Origin of the sequence: Bradyrhizobium sp. BRP22 (assembly GCF_020194175.1) — a bacterium.
In the GTDB taxonomy this organism is placed as follows: Bacteria; Pseudomonadota; Alphaproteobacteria; order Rhizobiales; family Xanthobacteraceae; genus Bradyrhizobium.
On the sequence record NZ_JADYVX010000011.1, the window covers coordinates 46,661 to 66,012 of the forward strand.

At 64.6% G+C, this 19,352-nt stretch carries 16 protein-coding genes; 4 read left to right on the forward strand and 12 right to left on the reverse strand.

The genetic code is table 11. The features are described 5' to 3' along the window. The first annotated feature begins 2 nt into the window (after window positions 1-2). Both I6F35_RS16470 and I6F35_RS16475 read left to right on the forward strand, forming a co-directional pair. Window positions 3-1,568, forward strand: a complete 1,566-nt coding sequence (locus tag I6F35_RS16470) for an MDR family MFS transporter (RefSeq protein ID WP_225118734.1) — start codon at window positions 3-5, stop codon at window positions 1,566-1,568. Between the two features lie 98 nt (window positions 1,569-1,666). Beyond that, window positions 1,667-2,731: an SDR family oxidoreductase gene (locus I6F35_RS16475; RefSeq protein ID WP_225118735.1), complete on the forward strand. Its 1,065-nt coding sequence runs from the start codon at window positions 1,667-1,669 to the stop codon at window positions 2,729-2,731. A 120-nt stretch (window positions 2,732-2,851) separates the two neighbouring features. Here the strand turns inward: I6F35_RS16475 and I6F35_RS16480 are convergent, their stop codons facing one another. The 8 genes from I6F35_RS16480 to I6F35_RS16515 all read right to left on the reverse strand — a co-directional run bounded on the left by I6F35_RS16480 (window position 2,852) and on the right by I6F35_RS16515 (window position 11,553). Then, window positions 2,852-3,580: an HAD family hydrolase gene (locus tag I6F35_RS16480; RefSeq protein WP_225118736.1), complete on the reverse strand. Its 729-nt coding sequence runs from the start codon at window positions 3,578-3,580 to the stop codon at window positions 2,852-2,854. After that, window positions 3,577-4,500, reverse strand: a complete 924-nt coding sequence (cbbX, locus tag I6F35_RS16485) for a CbbX protein (protein ID WP_225118737.1) — start codon at window positions 4,498-4,500, stop codon at window positions 3,577-3,579. Before cbbX ends, I6F35_RS16480 begins: the two co-directional genes overlap by 4 nt. 111 nt (window positions 4,501-4,611) lie before the next feature. Beyond that, window positions 4,612-5,037 (reverse strand): ribulose bisphosphate carboxylase small subunit, encoded by a 426-nt coding sequence (locus I6F35_RS16490; RefSeq protein WP_225118738.1) that lies wholly within the window; start codon window positions 5,035-5,037, stop codon window positions 4,612-4,614. Between the two features lie 13 nt (window positions 5,038-5,050). Further along, window positions 5,051-6,511: a form I ribulose bisphosphate carboxylase large subunit gene (locus I6F35_RS16495; RefSeq protein WP_225118739.1), complete on the reverse strand. Its 1,461-nt coding sequence runs from the start codon at window positions 6,509-6,511 to the stop codon at window positions 5,051-5,053. Window positions 6,512-6,543: 32 nt separating this feature from the next. After that, window positions 6,544-7,626 carry a class II fructose-bisphosphate aldolase gene (gene fba / locus I6F35_RS16500; RefSeq protein ID WP_225118740.1) on the reverse strand — a complete coding sequence of 361 codons (1,083 nt, stop codon included), beginning with the start codon at window positions 7,624-7,626 and terminating at the stop codon, window positions 6,544-6,546. 2 nt (window positions 7,627-7,628) lie between these two features. Continuing rightward, window positions 7,629-9,650, reverse strand: coding sequence for a transketolase (tkt, locus tag I6F35_RS16505; protein ID WP_225118741.1), 2,022 nt, complete (start codon window positions 9,648-9,650; stop codon window positions 7,629-7,631). Further along, window positions 9,647-10,522 (reverse strand): phosphoribulokinase, encoded by an 876-nt coding sequence (locus I6F35_RS16510; protein ID WP_225118742.1) that lies wholly within the window; start codon window positions 10,520-10,522, stop codon window positions 9,647-9,649. Before I6F35_RS16510 ends, tkt begins: the two co-directional genes overlap by 4 nt. Window positions 10,523-10,533: 11 nt before the next feature. Continuing rightward, on the reverse strand, window positions 10,534-11,553 hold the full coding sequence (locus I6F35_RS16515; RefSeq protein WP_225118875.1) for a class 1 fructose-bisphosphatase: 1,020 nt from the start codon (window positions 11,551-11,553) through the stop codon (window positions 10,534-10,536). A gap of 172 nt (window positions 11,554-11,725) precedes the next feature. Between I6F35_RS16515 and I6F35_RS16520 the strand changes: the two genes are divergently transcribed. Next, window positions 11,726-12,652 carry a LysR family transcriptional regulator gene (locus I6F35_RS16520; protein ID WP_225118743.1) on the forward strand — a complete coding sequence of 309 codons (927 nt, stop codon included), beginning with the start codon at window positions 11,726-11,728 and terminating at the stop codon, window positions 12,650-12,652. Between the two features lie 27 nt (window positions 12,653-12,679). Here the strand turns inward: I6F35_RS16520 and I6F35_RS16525 are convergent, their stop codons facing one another. From I6F35_RS16525 to pcaF, 4 genes are all read right to left on the reverse strand, one after another. Beyond that, complete coding sequence (locus I6F35_RS16525; RefSeq protein WP_225118744.1) at window positions 12,680-13,603, reverse strand: DMT family transporter; 924 nt, start codon at window positions 13,601-13,603, stop codon at window positions 12,680-12,682. A 50-nt stretch (window positions 13,604-13,653) separates the two neighbouring features. Then, entirely contained in the window at window positions 13,654-14,259 is a 606-nt protein-coding gene (gene pcaG, locus I6F35_RS16530) for a protocatechuate 3,4-dioxygenase subunit alpha (RefSeq protein ID WP_225118745.1), read from the reverse strand. Continuing rightward, window positions 14,256-14,960 carry a protocatechuate 3,4-dioxygenase subunit beta gene (gene pcaH / locus I6F35_RS16535; protein WP_225118746.1) on the reverse strand — a complete coding sequence of 235 codons (705 nt, stop codon included), beginning with the start codon at window positions 14,958-14,960 and terminating at the stop codon, window positions 14,256-14,258. The genes pcaG and pcaH overlap by 4 nt, the downstream gene beginning before the upstream one ends. 203 nt (window positions 14,961-15,163) lie before the next feature. After that, entirely contained in the window at window positions 15,164-16,372 is a 1,209-nt protein-coding gene (pcaF, locus tag I6F35_RS16540) for a 3-oxoadipyl-CoA thiolase (RefSeq protein ID WP_225118747.1), read from the reverse strand. A gap of 209 nt (window positions 16,373-16,581) precedes the next feature. Between pcaF and mutS the strand changes: the two genes are divergently transcribed. After that, entirely contained in the window at window positions 16,582-19,308 is a 2,727-nt protein-coding gene (mutS, locus tag I6F35_RS16545) for a DNA mismatch repair protein MutS (protein ID WP_225118748.1), read from the forward strand. Window positions 19,309-19,352 lie beyond the last annotated feature (44 nt).

A 19,352-nucleotide genomic window follows, 5' to 3' on the forward strand; every position in this document is an offset into this window, starting at 1 on the left:
CGATGTCGACGGCGACACCCTCGCCCAGCATGGTGCCCGGCCTGCGCCGCAACATGGTGACCGTCTGCGCCATGACGGCAACCGTCATGCAGGCGCTGGACACCACCATCGCCAATGTCGCGCTGCCCTATATGCAGGGCACGCTGTCGGCGTCGCAGGACCAGATCAACTGGGTGCTGACGTCCTACATCGTGGCGGCCGCGATCATGACCGCCCCGGTGGGCTGGATCGCCAACCGGTTCGGCCGCAAGCGCATCTTCATCATCTGCTCCGCCGGCTTCACCGTTGCTTCGGTGCTATGCGGCCTCGCGCAGGACATCAGCCAGATGGTGCTGTTCCGCCTGCTGCAGGGCGTATTCGGCGCGGCGCTGGTGCCGCTGTCGCAGGCCGTGATGCTCGACTCCTACGCGCTGCATGAGCGGGCGAAGGCGATGTCGATCTGGGGCATGGGCGTGATGATGGGCCCCATCATGGGCCCCTCGCTCGGTGCCTGGCTGACCGAGACCTATTCCTGGCACTGGGTATTCTTCGTCAACCTGCCGTTCGGCGCCATCACCGTGCTCGGCCTCATCATCTTCATGGACGAGACCAGGCAGGATTTGAACCTGCGCTTCGACTGGTTCGGCTTCGGCGCGCTCGCAGTCGCGATCGGCTCGCTGCAACTTGCGCTCGACCGCGGCGAGCAGCTCGGTTGGCTCGAGTCCAACGAGATCATCGCCGAATTCATCATCTGCGGCATCGGCTTCTATTACTTCTTCGCCCATTCGTTCACCGCGTCGAAGCCCTTCATCCAGTTCGAGCTGTTCAAGGACAAGAATTTCGTCGGCGGCTGCGTGTTCATGACCGTGATGGGGCTGGTGCTCTACTCGACCATGGCACTGTCCTCGCCTTACCTGCAGAACGTGATCGGCTATCCCATCATCACCGCCGGCGTGCTGCTGGCGAGCCGCGGCTGCGGCACCTTCGTGGCAATGATGCTGGTCGGGCGCATGATGCGCTTCATCGAGGCGCGCACGCTGATCATCTCCGGGCTCGCGCTGACCGCGGCGTCGCTGTTCGTGATGACCGCCTGGACCGACCAGACCAGCGCGACCGAGATCGTTGTCGTCAGCATCGTCCAGGGCTTTGGCTTCGGCCTGGTATTCGTGCCGCTCTCGACCGTGGCGTTCCTGACCCTGCCCAATCACCTGCGGACCGACGGAACCTCGATGCTGACGCTGCTGCGCAACGTCGCGAGCTCGATCGGCATCTCGATCGTGATCGCGCAGCTCACGGAAGGCTCGCGGCGCATCTATGCGACGCTGTCCGAGCACATCAACCCGTTCAACCACGCGCTGCAGATGCCAAACGTTGCCGGCATGATCAATCTCAACACCGACTCCGGCCGCGCGATGGCGGACAAGATGGTCGCGGTGCAGGCGCAGATCATCGCGTTCGCCCACGACTACCAGCTCGTGATGGTGTTCATCCTGGCCTCGATCCCGCTTGCGATCATGATCGGCTCGACCAAGGCGACGCTGCGGTCGCAGTCACAGTCATCATCGGATCATGCGGCAGTGATGGAGTAGTCCAGACTCGCTCACGAAGCCGTTACGCTCGGCGTGGCCGCTCTGGCCGATGCACCGAGCAGTCTTATCTCCTCATCCAGACTCGAGGAGATTGGAACATGGCGGGTTCAGCGCTGGTCGTGGGTGCGAGCGGCATCGTCGGCAATAATCTAGCCCGCCACCTTCATCGGAAGGGATGGCAAGTCTACGGGCTGGCGCGTCGACCGCCGGCCAATATCGACGGAGTGCAGCCCGTAGCGGCGGACCTGCTCGATCCTGCATCGGTTCGCGAGGCGCTGCAAGGGTTGAGACCGACGGACGTCTTTCTTAGCACATGGTTGCGGCAGAACACCGAGGCCGAGAATATCCGGGTCAACTCGGCGATGGTGCGCAACCTGCTCGACGCGTTGTCGCCTGCAGGCTCGGTCAGGCATGTCGCGCTCGTGACCGGGCTGAAGCACTATCTTGGTCCGTTCGAAAACTATGGCAAAGGCAAGCTGCCCGCCACGCCGTTTCGCGAAGACCAGCCACGGCTCGATATCGAGAATTTCTACTATGCCCAGGAGGACGAAGTGTTCGCCGCAGCCGAGCGCGACGGCTTTAGCTGGAGCATCCATCGGCCGCACACCATCATCGGCTATGCCGTGGGCAATGCGATGAACATGGGCGTGACGCTCGCTGTCTACGCAGCCGTTTGCCGCGAGACCGGCCGTCCCTTCCTGTTTCCCGGCTCCGCGATGCAGTGGAATGGTCTTACCGATATGACAGATGCGAGGCTGCTCGCACGTCATCTGGAATGGGCGGCGACAACTCCGGCCGCCCGCAATCAAGCGTTCAACGTCGTCAATGGCGATGTGTTTCGCTGGAGCTGGATGTGGCAGCGGCTGGCCGACTGGTTCGAACTAAAGCCGGCACCGTTTCCAGGCGAAGGGATTCCGCTGGAGCGGCAATTGGCCGATGCGGGTCCGATCTGGTCCGACATCGCGCGCAAATATCGGCTGGCCGAGCCCAATCTCGGCATGCTCGCTTCGGCCTGGCACACCGATGCCGACCTCGGCCGTCCAATCGAGGTCGTCACCGATATGGGCAAAAGCCGCAAGCTCGGCTTCCTGGATTACCAAGCGACCGACGATAGTTTCTTCGATCTGTTCGCCCGCCTGCGCGACGAGCGGATCATTCCGTGAGGCTTGCCAGTTACGTAAGTGCTTGGTCAGGGTCGTAGCCCGGGTGAAGCGAAGCGCAACCCGGGGGCGTCTGCATCTCCATTTGGCGACGGCCCGGGTTACGCGGGCGCTCCACCCGGGCTACTGCACCCAATATGCGACCTCCGTCAGCTCATCGACGGCGAACAGCGCTTCCGAGCAGTCATCGTCGCGGAAGTAGGCGCTGCGGGTGAACAGCACGGGAATGCCGGCGCGCGAGGCTGCGAGCAATCCGTTGCGCGAGTCCTCGATGGCGATGCAGCGGGACGCGGGGAGCGACAGTCGCGCCAGCATCACGAGATAGACGTCGGGCGCCGGCTTCTTCTCGGGCACATCGTCACCCGCGACGATCGCCTCGAACCATTCGGCCCAATCGTCGCCCAGCGCGACCGACAGCAACGCATCGATATTGGCATACGAGGTCGTCGTCGCGATCGCCAGCCGCTGGCTGCGCCTTCGCGCGTTTCGGAGCAGGGCTTCCACCCCGGGCCGCAGCGGGCAGCCGCCCGTCGCGATCAGTTCGGCATAGCGCACGGTCTTGATCCGGTGCAGCTCTGCGATCTCGCGGTTGGTCAGCAGGGGCATGGTTCGCTTGCGCATGGCAAACGCGCGTATTCGCTCCTTGCCGCCGGCGACACGCAGCAACTGTCCGTAGATCGCCTGATCCCAGTACCAGTTGAGGCCCGCGCGCGAGAACGCGTCGTTGAATGCGCGGCGATGCACCTCCTCCGTCTCGGCCATCGTGCCGTCGACGTCGAAGATCAGTGCGTGGGCGCGGGCGACGAGGTCGCGGCAGCCCGTCGCGCGCACGGCTGCCAGCGTCTCGCTCATGTCCTTTTGTCCGTCGCGGTTTTTGAAAACACCCGGCTTGCCAGCACGTCGCCGGCCTCGATCGACATCACGTCGTCGGCCGTGAGCACCCGGTCGAGCCGCGAGACGATCCGGTTGGCCTGGCGGAGCCGGATGCGATCGAGCGCATTGCGGATCGAGCGCGCGTTGGAGAACAGCGGCTGGGTCTTGCGCACGGCGATGTAGCGGATGAAGGCATCGCGCGCCGCCGACGAGAACCGGTAGTTCTGCTGCTGCAGCATCAACTCGGCGATCGCGAGCAGCTCGGGGTCCGAATAATCCGGGAAGTCGATGTGATGGGCGATGCGGGAGCGAAAGCCGGGATTGCTCTGGAAGAATTTCTCCATCCGCTCGCCATAGCCGGCCAGGATGACGACCAGATCCTCGCGTTGCTGCTCCATGATCTGCAACAGGATCTCGATCGCCTCCTGGCCATAGTCGCGCTCATTGTCCGGGCGATAGAGATAGTAGGCCTCGTCGATGAACAGCACGCCGCCCATCGCCTTCTTCAATATTTCCTTCGTCTTCGGCGCGGTGTGGCCGATATATTGCCCAACCAGATCGTCGCGGGTGACGCTGATGACATGGCCGCGGCGTACGAAGCCGAGCCGGTGCAGGATGCTGGCCATCCGCAACGCCACCGTGGTCTTGCCGGTGCCGGGATTGCCGGTGAAGGACATATGCAGGGTCGGAAAGGTGGTGGCGAGCGCCATCTTCTGCCTGATGCGCTCGACCAGCAGCAGCGCCGCGATCTCGCGGATCCGGGTCTTCACCGGCGCCAGGCCGATCAACTCGGAATCGAGCTGATCGAGCACGGCGCCGATGCCAAGGTCGGCGAATTCGCGCCTGACATCGACGGCCTTCAGCGGCGCTTCGTTGGTCTGTGATTGTGGTTGCGTCATCCTGCTCTCGTGTCGAAAAGCTCCGTCGTCGCACCTGGCGACGACGGAGAAGTGCATCCGGACCAGGTCGGCCGAGGGAGCCATCCGCCTGGCTTCAACCGGACGCGGGGATTAACGATCGGCGTAGCGCTCTCCTTCAGGCCGCTCCGCCGCATAGGCATGCGTCGAATAGCGGAGGTTGCGCCCGACGGCCTCCTGCCGGTCGAGCCGGAAGCCGGGCTCGTTCTTCGGCCGGTTGACGATGAAGGAGATGCGGACCGACTCCCATCCGTGGCTCGAATCGAATCCGGAGATCCGGATGTAGCGGTCGCCATAAACACGCCGGCATTCGGCGAGCTCCCGCATGATGCCGGCGGCGTCGGGCAGATCAAACATCGGCAGGCCCCACATCTCCCAATAGGTGTTGCGGGGATGCGGATCGTCGGTGAACTCGATGTTCACCGCCCAGCCCTTGTCCAGACAATATTGGACCTGCGCGGTGATCTGCTCGTCGGTGAGATCCGGCAGGAAGGAGAAGCAGCCCTGGGTTATGCGCATGATCAAGCTCCTTTCAGACCGCGATGCTCGGCGTCGGCACAAAATCGGGCGCATCGGTCGATTCGTAATTGAAGGTGACATCCTTCCAAACCTCGAGCGCCTCGCGCAGCGGCGTGCAGCTTTGTGCGGCCTTGGCCAGGATCTCCGGACCTTCGTGGACGTAGTCGCGCCCTTCGTTGCGGGCGAGGATCATCGCCTCCAGCGCGACGCGGTTGGCGGTGGCGCCGGCCTGGATGCCCTGCGGGTGACCGATGGTGCCGCCGCCGAACTGCAGCACGACGTCTTCGCCGAGCAGGTCGAGCAACTGATGCATCTGGCCGGCATGGATTCCGCCCGAGGCCACCGGCATCAGCTTGTTGAGGCTGGCCCAATTCTGGTCGAAGAAGACGCCGTGCTCGAGCTGCATCGGATTGAAGTCTTCACGGCAGATGTCGTAGTAGCCGCGCGTGGTGTTCGGATCGCCCTCGAGCTTGCCGACGACGGTGCCGGCATGAATGTGATCCACGCCCGCCAGCCGCATCCATTTTGCGATCACGCGGAACGAGACGCCGTGGCTGCGTTGCCGGGTGTAGGTGGAGTGGCCGGCGCGGTGCAGATGCAGGATCATGTCGTTCTTGCGCGCCCACTTCGCCATCGACTGGATCGCGGTGTAGCCGATCACGAGATCGATCATGACGATGACGGAGCCAAGCTCGCGGGCGAACTCGGCGCGCTCGTACATGTCCTCCATCGTCGCTGCGGTGACGTTGAGATAGGTGCCCTTGATCTCGCCGGTCGCAGCCTGCGCGCGGTTGACTGCCTCCATGCAGTAGAGAAAGCGCTCGCGCCAATGCATGAAGGGCTGCGAGTTGATGTTCTCGTCGTCCTTGGTGAAATCGAGCCCGCCTTTCAGCGCCTCGTAGACGACGCGGCCGTAATTGCGGCCGGAGAGGCCAAGCTTCGGCTTCACGGTGGCGCCGAGCAAGGGACGCCCGAACTTGTCGAGCCGCTCGCGCTCGACCACGATTCCGGTCGCCGGGCCCTGGAACGTCTTCACATAGGCAATCGGCAGCCGCATGTCCTCCAGCCGCAGCGCCTTCAGCGGCTTGAAGCCGAAGACGTTGCCGATGATCGACGCGGTGAGGTTGGCGATCGAGCCCGGCTCGAACAGATCGAGGTCGTAGGCGATGTAGGCGAAATAGCTGCCGGGCGAGCCCGGCACCGGATCGACGCGGTAGCATTTTGCGCGGTATTTTTCCGCCGCTGTCAGGCGATCGGTCCACACCACGGTCCAGGTTGCGGTCGAGGATTCGCCGGCGACCGCGGCGCAAGCTTCGGTCGGATCGACGCCGTCCTGCGGCGTGACGCGGAACAGCGCGATGACGTCGGTGTCCTTGGGCTCGTAGTCGGGCTCCCAATAGCCCATGCGCTTGTACTCGAGCACGCCTGATTTATAGCGATCCTTGCCGCGCAGGGTCATCGATTGCATGTTCATGTGGTCCTCCTGAAATTTGTTTGGCATGCCCCTCACGCTGCTTCGGTCATGGCCCCGATCCGTGGGTCGAGCGCGCCAGCGCGGTAGCGCCTGGCCATCTCGGATAGCGGGATCACCTTGATCCTTGCGGCGTTGCCCGCTGTGCCGAACTGCTCGAAGCGGTCGCGGCAAAGATCGCGCAAGGCCTCCATCGCGGGTTTCAAGAATTTGCGCGGGTCGAATTCGCTTTTCGATTGGGTCGCGACCTTGCGGAAGGCCGCGGCCATCGCGAGGCGGCAGTCGGTATCGATGTTGACCTTGCGCACGCCGTGCTTGATGCCGCGGACGATCTCCTCGACCGGCACGCCCCAGGTCTGCGGCATCTCGCCGCCGAACTGGTTGAACATGTCCTGCAATGACTGCGGCACCGAGGACGAGCCGTGCATCACCAGATGCGTATTCGGCAGCCGCCGGTGGATCTCCTCCACCACGCGCATCGCGAGGATGTCGCCGTCCGGCCGCCGCGTGAACTTGTAGGCACCATGCGAGGTGCCCATCGCGATCGCGAGCGCATCCACCTTGGTGGCACGGACGAAATCGACCGCCTGGTCGGGATCGGTCAGGAGCTGGTCATGGCTGAGCTTGCCCTCAGCGCCATGGCCGTCCTCCTGCTCGCCGCCGCCATGCTCGAGCGAGCCGAGCACACCGAGCTCGCCTTCGACTGACGCGCCGACCCAGTGCGCGATCTCGACGACGCGCCGGGTGATGTCGACATTGTAATCATAATCGGCCGCCGTCTTGGCATCCGCCTTCAGCGAGCCGTCCATCATCACCGAAGTGAAACCGAAGCGGATCGCGGTGGCGCAGGTGGATTCCTCGTTGCCATGATCGAGATGCAGGCAGAGCGGCACGTCCGGATACATCTCCTCGAGCGCGTCGATCATCTTCGACAGCATGATGTCGCCGGTATAGGCGCGCGCGCCGCGCGAGGCCTGGATGATGACAGGCGCATCGCAGGCGGACGCCGCCTCCATGATCGCGAGGCCCTGCTCCATGTTGTTGATATTGAAAGCCGGCACGCCGTAGCCGCGCTCGGCGGCATGATCCAATAATTGCCTCAGGGTTATCCGCGCCACGCTTATCTCCTTTCGTTTTCCCGCTGGATCACGCGCCTGGCCGCGGCAGCGACAGCGGCCGGTGTGATGCCGAACTCGCGGTAGAGCACGTCGGCCGGCGCCGATGCACCAAAGCCGCTCATGCCGACGAACTCGCCGCCGTCGCCGAGCCAGCGCGCCCAATCGCCCTCGACGGCGGCCTCGATGCCGACGCGCGGCGCATCGCCCAGCACCTTGGCCTGGTAGTCGCGCGGCTGCTTGCGGAACAGATCGAAGCACGGCGCGGAGACGATGGCGGCGCGGATGTTCTCGCTTGCGAGCAGCTTCGCTGCCTCGAGCGCAATCGACACTTCCGAGCCCGTCGCAATCAGCGTGACGTCACGGCCGCCATCCGGCTCGATCGCCACATAGGCGCCAAGCGCGACATGGTTGGTATCGGTCGCGTCGCGGAAGGCGGGCAGCGCCTGCCGCGACAGGCACAGGATCGACGGCGATGTCTCCGCCTTCAGCGCACAATCCCAGGCTTCCGCGGTCTCGATCGGATCGGCAGGGCGGAACACCAAGAGATTGGGAATCGCCCGCAGCGCCGCGAGATGCTCGACCGGCTGATGGGTCGGACCATCCTCGCCTAATCCGATCGAGTCATGGGTCATGACGTGGATAACGCGGATGCCCATCAACGCGGCGAGCCGAATCGCGGGGCGGCTATAGTCGGCGAATGCGAGGAATGTTCCGCCATAGGGGATGAAGCCGCCATGCAACGCGATGCCGTTCATCGCCGCCGCCATGGCGTGCTCGCGGACGCCGTAATGAATGTAGCTGCCGTGCAGCCAGCCCGAGCGAACCGGCACCTGCGTCTTCGCCAGCGTGAGATTGGAGTGCGTCAGGTCCGCCGAGCCGCCGAGCAGGTTCGGCAGCACTTCGGCGATCGCGTCGATCACCTGTTGCGACGCCTGCCGCGTCGCAAGCTTCGGGCGCTCGGCGGCGAAGCGCGCCTTGAGATTCGCCATCGCCTCGGCATAGGCGCAAGGCAGCTTCTTGTTCAGCGCGTCGTGGAACGGCGACCGTCCGGTCGCGCAGGCGCGGCGTGAACGCTCGATCCAGGCACGGCGCGCCGCGCGGCCGCGCGCGCCGATCTCGCGCCATTCCGCAAGCACCGCTGGCGGAACCTCAAACGGCTGGTAGCGCCAATCGAGCGCCGCTCGCGTCTTGGCCACCTCCTCCGATCCAAGTGGAGCGCCATGGACCTTCTCGCTGCCTTGCCGGTTCGGCGCGCCGAAACCGATCACCGTCTGGCAGGCGATCAGCGACGGCAGGTCACTCCTCCTGGCTTCATCGATCGCCCTCGCAATCGCTTGCGGGTCGTGGCCATCGATCCGGCACGCCGACCAGCCGGAGGCCCTGAAGCGGGCGAGCTGATGGTCCGAACAGGACAACGAGGTCGCCCCGTCGATCGAAGTCCGGTTGTCGTCGAACAGAATGATCAGCCGGTTCAGGCGGAGATGCCCGGCGAGCGAGATCGCCTCGTGGCTGATGCCTTCCATCAGGCAGCCGTCGCCGGCGATGACATAGGTGTAGTGGTCGACGAGTTCGTTGCCGAACCGCGCATTCATCAACCGCTCGGCGAGCGCCATGCCGACGGCGGTCGCGATACCCTGCCCAAGCGGGCCGGTGGTCGTCTCCACGCCGGGCGTGTGGCCATATTCGGGATGGCCCGGCGTCGTCGACCCCCATTGGCGGAAGGCCTTGAGCTGATCGAGTGTGACGGCTTCATAGCCGGTCAAATGCAGCAGCGCGTAGAGCAGCATCGAGCCGTGGCCGGCCGAGAGCACGAAGCGGTCGCGGTCGGGCCAGGCGGGGTCATCAGGATCGAATTTGAGGAAGCGCGAGAACAGCACGGTCGCGACGTCCGCCATGCCCATCGGCATGCCGGGATGACCGGACTTCGCCTTCTCCACGGCATCAACGGCGAGGAAGCGGATGGCATTCGCCATTTCGGCATGGCTGACTTCGGCGCGGCTGGCCACAGACGCAAGTGCGGTCATATCGTTCGCCTCTTTCGTTCCATCAGTTGCAGGATCAGCGGGGTGAGGATGAGCTGCATCGCCAGGTCGAGCTTGGCGCCGTGGATCACGATCGAATTGGCGCGCGACATGAAGCTGTGCGGGATCATCGACAGCAGATAAGGGAAATCGATGCCGCGCGGATTCTTCAGCCGGATCACGACCATCGATTCGTCCGGCGTCGGGATCCAGCGCGCGATGAACGGATTCGACGTGTCGACCGTCGGCACGCGCTGGAAGTTGATGTCGGTCTCGGTGAACTGCGGACAGATGTAGTTCACATAATCAGGCATGCGGCGCAGGATGGTGTCGGTCACCGCCTCCGTGGAATAGCCGCGGTGGCTGCGGTCGCGATGCAGCTTCTGGATCCATTCGAGATTGATGACGGGGACGACGCCGATCTTGAGATCGGCATATTTGGCGACGTTGACCTTCTCCGTGACGACGGCGCCATGCAGGCCCTCATAGAACAGCAGATCGGAGTTCTCCGGCAGCGGCTCCCATTTGGTGAAGGTGCCGGGATCGCCGCCGTAGAGCCGCGCCTCGTCCTCGTCGTGGACATAATGCCGCGTCGTGCCGGTGCCGGACTCGCTGTAGTCGCGGAACAGCTTCTCGAGCTCCTCGAACAAATTGGTCTCGGGGCTGAAATGGCTGAAATGCTTGTTGCCGCGCTCGGCCTCCTCGACCATCTTGCTGCGCATTTCGGCGCGGTCATAGCGGTGGAAGGCGTCGCCCTCGACATAGGCGGCGCTGACGTTCTCGCGCCGGAAGATGTTCTCGAAGGTCTTCCTGACCGACGTCGTTCCGGCGCCGGAAGAACCCGTGACCGATATGATGGGATGGCGACGCGACATGCCGGCCTCCTTCAGCGGAACAGGCCGCGGCGCGCGAACAAGGGCGCGTCAGCATTTTCGAACAGCGGCTCGACGCTTTCGTGCATCACCTCGATGTCGCGCACGGTGCGCGGCGATCCCATGATCAGGGGCGCCCGCTGGTGCGGCGTCCGTGCCGAAAGTTCGAGAATGCGCGCCCGCCCGCTAGAGGCGCCGCCATCAGCCCATTCGATGATCAGCGCCACCGGATGGGCCTCGTAGAGCAGGCGCAGGCGGCCCTCGCGATAACCCGGGCGCGCATCGGCCGGATAAAGGAAGACGCCGCCGCGGACCAGGATGCGATAGGCTTCCGCCACCAGCGAGCCGATCCAGCGCATGTTGAAATCGCTGCCGCGTTCTCCATTGGCGCCGGCGAGGCATTCGTCGATGTAGCCGCGTATCGCGCCGCTCCAGTGCCGGCGGTTGGAGGCGTTGATGGCGAACTCGGGCGTGTCGAGTGGAATACTGACGCCGCGCCCGGTCAGCACGAATTCGCGCCTCGGGGGATACAGGGTGAAGACGTCGACGCGCTTGTCGAGCGCAAGTACGAGCACGGTCTGCGGGCCGTAGATGAAAAATCCCGCCGCGATCTGCGCGGTGCCGGGCTCGAAGAAGGTCGAGAGGATGTCGCGCGCCTTGGGGCGGATCGAAAAGATGGTGCCGACCGAGATGTTGTTCGCAAGATTGGCCGAGCCGTCGAGCGGATCGATCGCGACACAAAGCGGCGCCTCGGCGTCGAGCGTCTCCGGCAGTTCCACTTCCTCCGACAGCACGGCGGCGACCGGCGCGGTGCGGAGCGCCTCGCGCATCAGCCGATCTGCGACAACATCAATGTCCTTTTGAGTATCGCCGTCGGGATTGACCGCACCGTCCCGGCCGGTGATGCCGACCAAGGGGCCCGAAGCGATGATGCCCGCCAGCTCGACCGCAGCCGCGGCAAGCGCCTCGACCACCGCGACGGCTGCAGCGCGGACCGTGTCCTGACGCGCGGGGTCGTCGAGATAGGCATGCAATGCAGGAAGATGATCCACGGCCGCTCTCCCATTCATCGTGCCCTCTCGACGGGGCTTTCGCTCGAGGCGGCTCCCGGTGGAGTCGCTGTCGCCACCATCAACGCGCGAATTGCCGAATTAGTGAAATTTTAATATCTTAAGTGTGGCCAAAGTATTTTTTATGGAGGTGCTTATGCCGGGGCATTTCTCGCGCGACCTCACCATTCGTCAGCTCCGTGCGCTGACCGCCGTGCATGCGGCGGGCTCGATCACCGGCGCTGCGAACCGGCTCAACCTGACGCAGCCGGCAGTCACGCTGCAGCTTCGCAATCTGCAGGAGCTTGCCGGCCTGCCATTGATCCAGCGCACCGGCGAAGGCATGGCGTTGACCGACGCCGGCCGCACCGTTCTCGCGCTGGTCGAGCGCATTGAAGCCGCGCTGGCCGACTGCGAGCAGTCGCTCGACATGATCGCGGGCAGGAGCGGCGGGCGTGTCGCGATGGGAGCAGTGAGCACCGCGAAATATTTCGTGCCATTCGCGATCGCGGCGTTCTCGCAGCGATACCCGAAGATCGACGTGACGCTCAGGATCGGCAACCGCGAGGACATCCGCGATGCGCTGCGCGGCTACGATCTCGATATCGCCGTGATGGGGCAGCCGCCCGCGGGCGTCGAAGTCGAGATGCGCCCGCTCGGCAGGCATCCGCACGTGATCATCGCCGCCGCCGATCATCGGCTCAATGGGAAGAAGCGCGTCGTCGCGGCTGATCTGGCTGGCGAGACCTTCATCACCCGCGAGCACGGCTCCGGCACGCGGATGCTGATGGAGCAGTTCTTTCAGAAGCACCGGATCGAGCCGAAGGTCGGCATGGCCATGGACAGCAACGAAACCATCAAGCAGGCGGTGATGGCCGGGCTCGGCATCGCCTTCATCTCCCAGCACACGGTGTTTCACGAGTTGGAGGAAGGACGGCTGGTGGTGCTCAAGGTCGCCGGCCTGCCGGTGATGCGCCAATGGCACGCGATCCGCCGCGCCGACAAGATCCTGCTGCCACCAGCTCAGGCGATGCTGGATTTTCTCGGAAAGGAGGGATCGCGCTATTTGCCGAATGTGCGGTGATGCACAATCATGCGACAGCGGCGCGCGCTAACGCTGCGCACTCGCCTTGGTGCGCAGGCTCCACCACATGCCGCTGAGCGATAACGCCCCGCCGATCAGATGGACCATGGTGGGAGCTTCGCCGAGGAAGACAATCGACAACAACGCGCTGACGATCGGGCCGAGATACAGGCTAAGGGACGTCGACACCGCGCCGAACGCCGAGCCGAGATAGGCGTAGGCCGAATAGGCGAACAGGCCGGGTACCAGGCCTGCGAAAAGATAGACCAGTGCAGCATGCCGATTGAGCGCTGCGGCAGGCGCGGTCCAGATCTCATGGAGGGCGAAGGGCAGCGAGAACAATGCACCGGCTGCGGCGAACAGCCCGATCCTCGCGAGAAAACTGAGGCCCTGACCGACGCGATTCTGCAGAACCGTGTAACCGGCCCAGGCGAGCATCGCCAGCAAGGCAAGGAGATCGCCGGGCGATACGGCTATCCCCGGACTATGCTGTCCTCCGATGATGATCAACGCCGCGCCGGCCAGCGCAACCAGCATTCCGACGACCTTGTTTTGGTCAATGGTCTCGACACCCAAGAGGAAGGAAATCAGCAGCACGACGAGCGGCGAGAGCGCCATGATCAGCGCAAGATTGATCGCTGATGTCGTGACGCCGGCAATATAGACCGGGCCGCCACAGACGAACATGCCCAGGAAGCCGGCAGCCGCGATGCCAAGACCCTGTCCGCGCACCACGCCGGGATTTTCCCGAAACGCGATCACCACGAGCGGCAACAGGCCGACGGCCACGATGCTCCAGCGGAAGAACGCAATCGTAAACGGTGGAACGGTGCCAGCGACGCCGCGCGCCAGGATCATGTTGGAGACCTGCGCGGTGGCGACCAGCAGGAAGCCGAGCAAGCCCAGCGCTTCCCGCATTCCGTTGGCCGTCTTGCCGAGGAGCTCGTTCATGATTGACCAAACCTAAAAAGCGGATGGCCTTGCCGAGCCACAGTGTAACGTCACACCTCGAAGAACACCGTCTCGTTATCGCCCTGCAGATGGATGTCGAGCGTGTAGGCAGGATTGGCCGCGCCCGCCTTGCGTTTGGCGATCAGCGTGGTGCGGCGCTCTTCCGGCACCAGGGCCAGCACGGGATCGCTGGCATTGGCCGCCTCATCGTCGAAATAGATCCGGGTATAGAGATGCAGCAGCATGCCGCGCGCGTACACCGCGAGCAGGATGTGCGGCGCCTGCGGCTTGCCGTCGGGATCGGGCACCTGCCCCGGCTTGATGGTGTCGAAGACATAGCCGCCCTTGGCATCGGTACCGACGCGGCCAAACCCCTTGAACGAGCTGTTCGGCAGCGCGCGGGCATCCTGCGGATCGGAGAAGCGGCCCTGCGCGTCGGCCTGCCAGATCTCCAGCATGCAGTCCGGCACCGGCACACCATCGCCGTCGAACACAGTGCCTTCGACGCGGATGCGTTCGCCGGAAACATCAGGCGTGATCAGATTGTTGGTGAAGGCATCGTTCCACGCGTATTCGCCGTTCGGCGTCAGGCCATACTTGAAATAGGGCCCGACGGTCTGCGATGGCGTGATGCCTTCCGGCCGCTGCTCGCTCACTGTTTATTCTCCATCGGAGTCGCGTTCCTGCCGCGCAGGACAATGTTGAAGCGGTAGCACAGCGCCCATTCCGGCTGGGTGTTCTCGAGATCGAACGACGAGATCATCCGCGCCCGCGCTTTCTCATCCGTCACCGAGTTGAAGATCGGATCGAACGGAAACAAGGGATCGCCGGGGAAATACATCTGCGTCACCAGGCGCGAGACGAAGGAATGACCGAACACCGAGAAATGGATGTGGGCCGGGCGCCAGGCGTTGTGGTGATTGCCCCAGGGGTAAGCGCCGGGCTTGATCGTGACGAACCGGTAATAGCCGCTCGCATCGGTCTGCGCACGGCCGGCGCCGGTGAAGTTCGGATCGAGCGGCGCCGGATGCTGGTCGACGACGTGGACGTAGCGGCCGCAGGCATTGGCCTGCCACAGTTCGACCAGCGTATTCGGCACGCCGCGGCCGTCCTCGTCGAGCACATGGCCGTGCACGATGATGCGTTCGCCGAGCGGCTCGCCCTTGTGCTGGATAGTAAGGTCATGATCATGCTCACGCACGGTCTCGTGGCCATAGACCGGGCCGGTCAGTTCGGAGAGTGTTTGCCGGATCGGGATCAGCGGCTTTTGCGGCGAGCGCTTGACCGTCGAGCGATAGGCTGGCGACAACCGCGGCGGATGCGCCGCGAGCGATTGCAGCGGATAGAGCAAGGTCATGACGATTTCCTCCCTGGCGCTCCTTGCCGATGAGACTGCCGCCGAATCATTATAGGATATAACTAACCCGGAAAAGCGCTGTTTTGCCTTTCCCGGCTAACTCCATCCCTCCGTCATTGCGAGCGAAGCGAAGCAATCCATGCCTCAGCAAGCGGCAAAATGGATTGCTTCGTCGCTCCGCTCCTCGCAATGACGGAGAGAGGTCAGTTCAGCTTCTCGATCGCCGCTGCAACGCCCTGGCCGACACCGACGCACATGGTTGCCAAGGCAAGCTTCCCGCCCCGTTTCTCCATGCCATGCACAGCAGTCAAAACCAGCCGCGCGCCGCTCATACCGAGCGGATGGCCGAGCGCGATCGCGCCGCCATGCGGGTTAACGAAGTCGGCATCCTCCTTGACGCCGAGCTGGCGCAGGCAGGCTATGCCCTGCGAGGCGAAGGCCTCATTGAGCTCGATCAAATCGAAATCGGAAATCTTGAGGCCGAGCCGCTCCATCAATTTACGCGTCGCCGGCACCGGGCCGATGCCCATGATGCGCGGCGGCACCGCGGCCGAGGCGAGCCCGAGGATGCGCGCCCGCGGCGTCAGCCCGTGCTTCTTCACGGCGGCCTCGGAGGCAAGGATCATGGCGGCTGCGCCATCATTGACGCCGGAGGCGTTGCCGGCGGTCACCGTGCCGGGATTGCGAACCACCGGCTTGAGTTTGGCGAGGCCTTCCAGCGTCGTCTCCGGACGCGGATGCTCATCCTTGTCGACGGTAATTGGGCCCGCCTTGCCGCCCGGCGCGGACACTGGCGTGATCTCCTCGGCGAAATAACCGGCGGCGATTGCAGCGCCCGCGCGCTGCTGCGAGCGGATCGCGAACGCGTCCTGGTCGGCGCGCGAGACCTGGAATTCCTCGGCGACGTTCTCGCCGGTCTCCGGCATTGCATCGACACCATACTGCGCCTTCATCAACGGATTGATGAAGCGCCAGCCGATCGTGGTGTCGAAGATCTCCGCCGAACGCGAGAACGCTTCCGACGCCTTGCCCATCACGAACGGCGCCCGCGTCATCGATTCGACACCGCCGGCGATCGCAAAATCAATCTCGCCGGCACGGATGGCGCGGCCCGCGGCGCCGACCGCGTCGAGACCGGAGGCACAAAGCCGGTTCAGCGTCTGGCCGGGAACCGACTCGGGCATGCCCGCAAGCAGCAGCGCCATGCGCGCGACATTGCGGTTGTCCTCGCCGGCCTGGTTGGCGCAGCCGAAAAAGACCTCGTCGACCTGCGACCAGTCCAGATTCGGATGTTTGGCCATCAGCGCCTTGATCGGGGTGGCGGCGAGATCGTCAGTGCGCACCTTGGCAAGCGAACCGCCAAAGCGGCCGATCGGGGTCCGGACAGCATCGCAGATATACACATCACGCATTGATTCTCTCCCTGATTGCCGCGGACGTCGGCGCTAGAGGCTTGGATTGGGGCGAGTTTTAGGAGCGGGTTGGCAAGAGGTCAATTGAGGGGAACGCGCCCCTCGCCCGCGTTGGTATGCAGTCCGCGGCGTGGAGAGGGTGGAAAACCCGTGATCGGCGGGCAAAGCGATAGGACGGAAGAGCGAAATTTTGTAGTTTCCGCCCCCTCATGACTGTCCAGCAGCCCATCCCTGTTCCACCCGAAACACCAAGTGCGGAAGCGCCTGCGCGCATCACGCCGATGATGGAACAGTACCTGGAGATCAAGGCCGCCAATCAGGGCCTGCTCCTGTTCTACCGGATGGGCGATTTCTACGAATTGTTCTTCGAGGACGCCGAGATCGCCTCCAGGGCGCTCGGCATCGTGCTGACCAAGCGCGGCAAGCATCAGGGCATGGACATCCCGATGTGCGGCGTGCCGGTGGAACGCGCGGAGGATTATCTGCACCGGCTGATTGCGGCCGGCCAACGCGTCGCGGTTTGCGAACAGAGCGAGGATCCGGCAGCGGCGCGCGCCCGCGGCAACAAGAGCGTGGTGAAGCGCGACGTGGTGCGGCTGGTGACGCCGGGTACGCTGACCGAAGACACGCTGCTCGACGCCCGCACCAACAATTACCTGTTGGCGATCGCCCGCGCGCGCGGCTCGTCCGGTGGCGACCGCATCGGGCTTGCCTGGATCGATATTTCGACCTCCGAATTCATGGTGACGGAATGCGCTGTCGCCGAGCTTCCGGCAACGTTGGCGCGGATCAACCCGAATGAAGCCATCGTCACCGACGCGCTCTATGGCGACGTCGAGTTCGGGCCGCTGCTCCGCGAACTGCCGGCGGTGACGCCGCTCACTCGCGATGTCTTCGACAGCGCCACCGCCGAGCGGCGGCTGTGCGACTATTTCGCCGTTGCGACCATGGACGGCCTCGCCGCGATGTCGCGATTGGAGGCGACGGCCGCCGCGGCCGCCGTCACCTATATCGACCGCACCCAGGTCGGGAAACGGCCGCCGCTGTCGCCGCCCTCCCGCGAGGCGGTCGGCACCACAATGGCGATCGACCCGGCGACCCGCGCCAATCTCGAGTTGACGCGGACACTCGCCGGCGAACGCCGTGGCTCGCTGCTCGATGCGATTGATTGCACCGTGACCGCCGCCGGCTCGCGCCTGCTGGCGCAGCGGCTTGCGGCGCCCCTTACCGACAGCACTGCGATCATGCGGCGGCTCGATGCCATCGCAGCCTTCGTTGCGGATAGTGCCGCACGCGAGGACATCCGCAGCGTGCTGCGCGCGGCGCCCGACATGTCGCGCGCATTGGCGCGGCTGTCGGTCGGGCGCGGCGGCCCGCGCGATCTCGCAGGATTGCGCGACGGCATCCTGGCCGCTGATCAGGCGCTGGCGCGGCTGGCACAGCTCGATCAGCCGCCAGCGGAAATCGTGGCCATGATGGAAGCGCTGCGGCGGCCTTCGCGAGAGCTGGCAGGCGAATTCGAGCGCGCGCTCGCCGAGCAATTGCCGCTGACCAAGCGCGACGGAGGCTTTGTCCGCGAAGGCTATGAGGCCGCGCTCGACGAGAGCCGGAACCTGCGCGACGCCTCGCGCCTCGTCGTCGCCTCGATGCAGGCGCGCTATGCCGAGGACACCGGCGTCAAGGCGCTCAAGATCCGGCACAACAATGTGCTCGGCTATTTCGTCGAGGTGACCGCACAGCACGGCGACAAATTGATGGCGCCGCCCTTGAACGCGACCTTCATCCATCGCCAGACGCTCGCCGGACAGGTCCGTTTCACCACATCGGAGCTCGGCGAGATCGAAGCCAAGATCGCCAATGCCGGCGACCGCGCGCTCAACCTCGAGCTCGAGATCTTCGACCGGCTCTCTGCCATGGCGCTTGCCGGAAGCGACGATCTGCGCGCCGCCGCGCACGCCTTTGCGTTGCTCGACGTCGCGACCGCGCTGGCCAAGCTCGCGATCGACGAGAACTATGTGCGGCCGGAAGTCGATCATTCGCTGGGCTTTGCGATCGAAGGCGGCCGCCATCCCGTGGTCGAGCAGGCCCTGAAGCGCGACGGCCAGCCGTTCATCGCCAATGCCTGCGACCTTTCGCCGGGGCCGGCGCAGAAATCCGGCCAGATCTGGCTCCTCACCGGTCCGAACATGGCCGGCAAATCGACCTTCCTGCGCCAGAATGCGCTGATTGCGCTGCTCGCACAGATCGGAAGCTATGTGCCGGCATCGCGGGCGCGGATCGGCATCATCGATCGCCTGTTCTCCCGCGTCGGCGCGGCCGACGATCTTGCGCGCGGACGCTCGACCTTCATGGTCGAGATGGTCGAGACCGCCGCGATCCTCAACCAGGCGAGCGAACGCTCGCTGGTGATCCTGGATGAGATCGGCCGCGGTACGGCCACGTTCGACGGCCTGTCGATCGCCTGGGCCGCGATCGAGCATCTGCATGAGAACAACCGCTGCCGTACGCTGTTCGCGACGCATTATCACGAGCTCACCGCGCTGTCGGCAAAACTGCCGCGGCTGTTCAACGCCACGGTGCGCGTGAAGGAATGGCAAGGCAATGTCGTATTCCTGCACGAGGTGCTGCCAGGCTCAGCGGACCGCTCCTACGGCATCCAGGTGGCGAAGCTCGCCGGGCTGCCGCCGGCGGTGATCAGCCGGGCAAAGTCCGTGCTGGCGAAGCTGGAGGCGCAGGACCGCGGCCAGACCGCACGGGCTTTGGTCGATGACCTCCCGCTGTTCGCCGTCCCCTCCCGCGCCGCCGCCGAAGCCGCGCCGCCGAGCGAAGCGGAGCTGCTGGTCGAAGCAGTGAAGGCGCTGCACCCCGACGAGATGTCCCCGCGCGAAGCGCTGGAGGCACTCTATGCGCTGAAGGCAAAACTGCCGAAGCAGTAGACGGTCCTCATCCCGAGGAGCCGCGAAGCGGCGTCTCCAGGGAT

Bases quoted from the DNA above. Each gene is read 5' to 3' on its own strand.
- I6F35_RS16470 (WP_225118734.1), top strand. From the start codon at position 3: ATGTCGACGGCGACACCCTCGCCCAGCATGGTGCCCGGCCTGCGCCGC.
- I6F35_RS16475 (WP_225118735.1), top strand. From the start codon at position 1,667: ATGGCGGGTTCAGCGCTGGTCGTGGGTGCGAGCGGCATCGTCGGCAAT.
- I6F35_RS16480 (WP_225118736.1), bottom strand. From the start codon at position 3,580: ATGAGCGAGACGCTGGCAGCCGTGCGCGCGACGGGCTGCCGCGACCTC.
- cbbX (WP_225118737.1), bottom strand. From the start codon at position 4,500: ATGACGCAACCACAATCACAGACCAACGAAGCGCCGCTGAAGGCCGTC.
- I6F35_RS16490 (WP_225118738.1), bottom strand. From the start codon at position 5,037: ATGCGCATAACCCAGGGCTGCTTCTCCTTCCTGCCGGATCTCACCGAC.
- I6F35_RS16495 (WP_225118739.1), bottom strand. From the start codon at position 6,511: ATGAACATGCAATCGATGACCCTGCGCGGCAAGGATCGCTATAAATCA.
- tkt (WP_225118741.1), bottom strand. From the start codon at position 9,650: ATGACCGCACTTGCGTCTGTGGCCAGCCGCGCCGAAGTCAGCCATGCC.
- I6F35_RS16510 (WP_225118742.1), bottom strand. From the start codon at position 10,522: ATGTCGCGTCGCCATCCCATCATATCGGTCACGGGTTCTTCCGGCGCC.
- I6F35_RS16520 (WP_225118743.1), top strand. From the start codon at position 11,726: ATGCCGGGGCATTTCTCGCGCGACCTCACCATTCGTCAGCTCCGTGCG.
- I6F35_RS16525 (WP_225118744.1), bottom strand. From the start codon at position 13,603: ATGAACGAGCTCCTCGGCAAGACGGCCAACGGAATGCGGGAAGCGCTG.
- pcaH (WP_225118746.1), bottom strand. From the start codon at position 14,960: ATGACCTTGCTCTATCCGCTGCAATCGCTCGCGGCGCATCCGCCGCGG.
- pcaF (WP_225118747.1), bottom strand. From the start codon at position 16,372: ATGCGTGATGTGTATATCTGCGATGCTGTCCGGACCCCGATCGGCCGC.
- mutS (WP_225118748.1), top strand. From the start codon at position 16,582: ATGACTGTCCAGCAGCCCATCCCTGTTCCACCCGAAACACCAAGTGCG.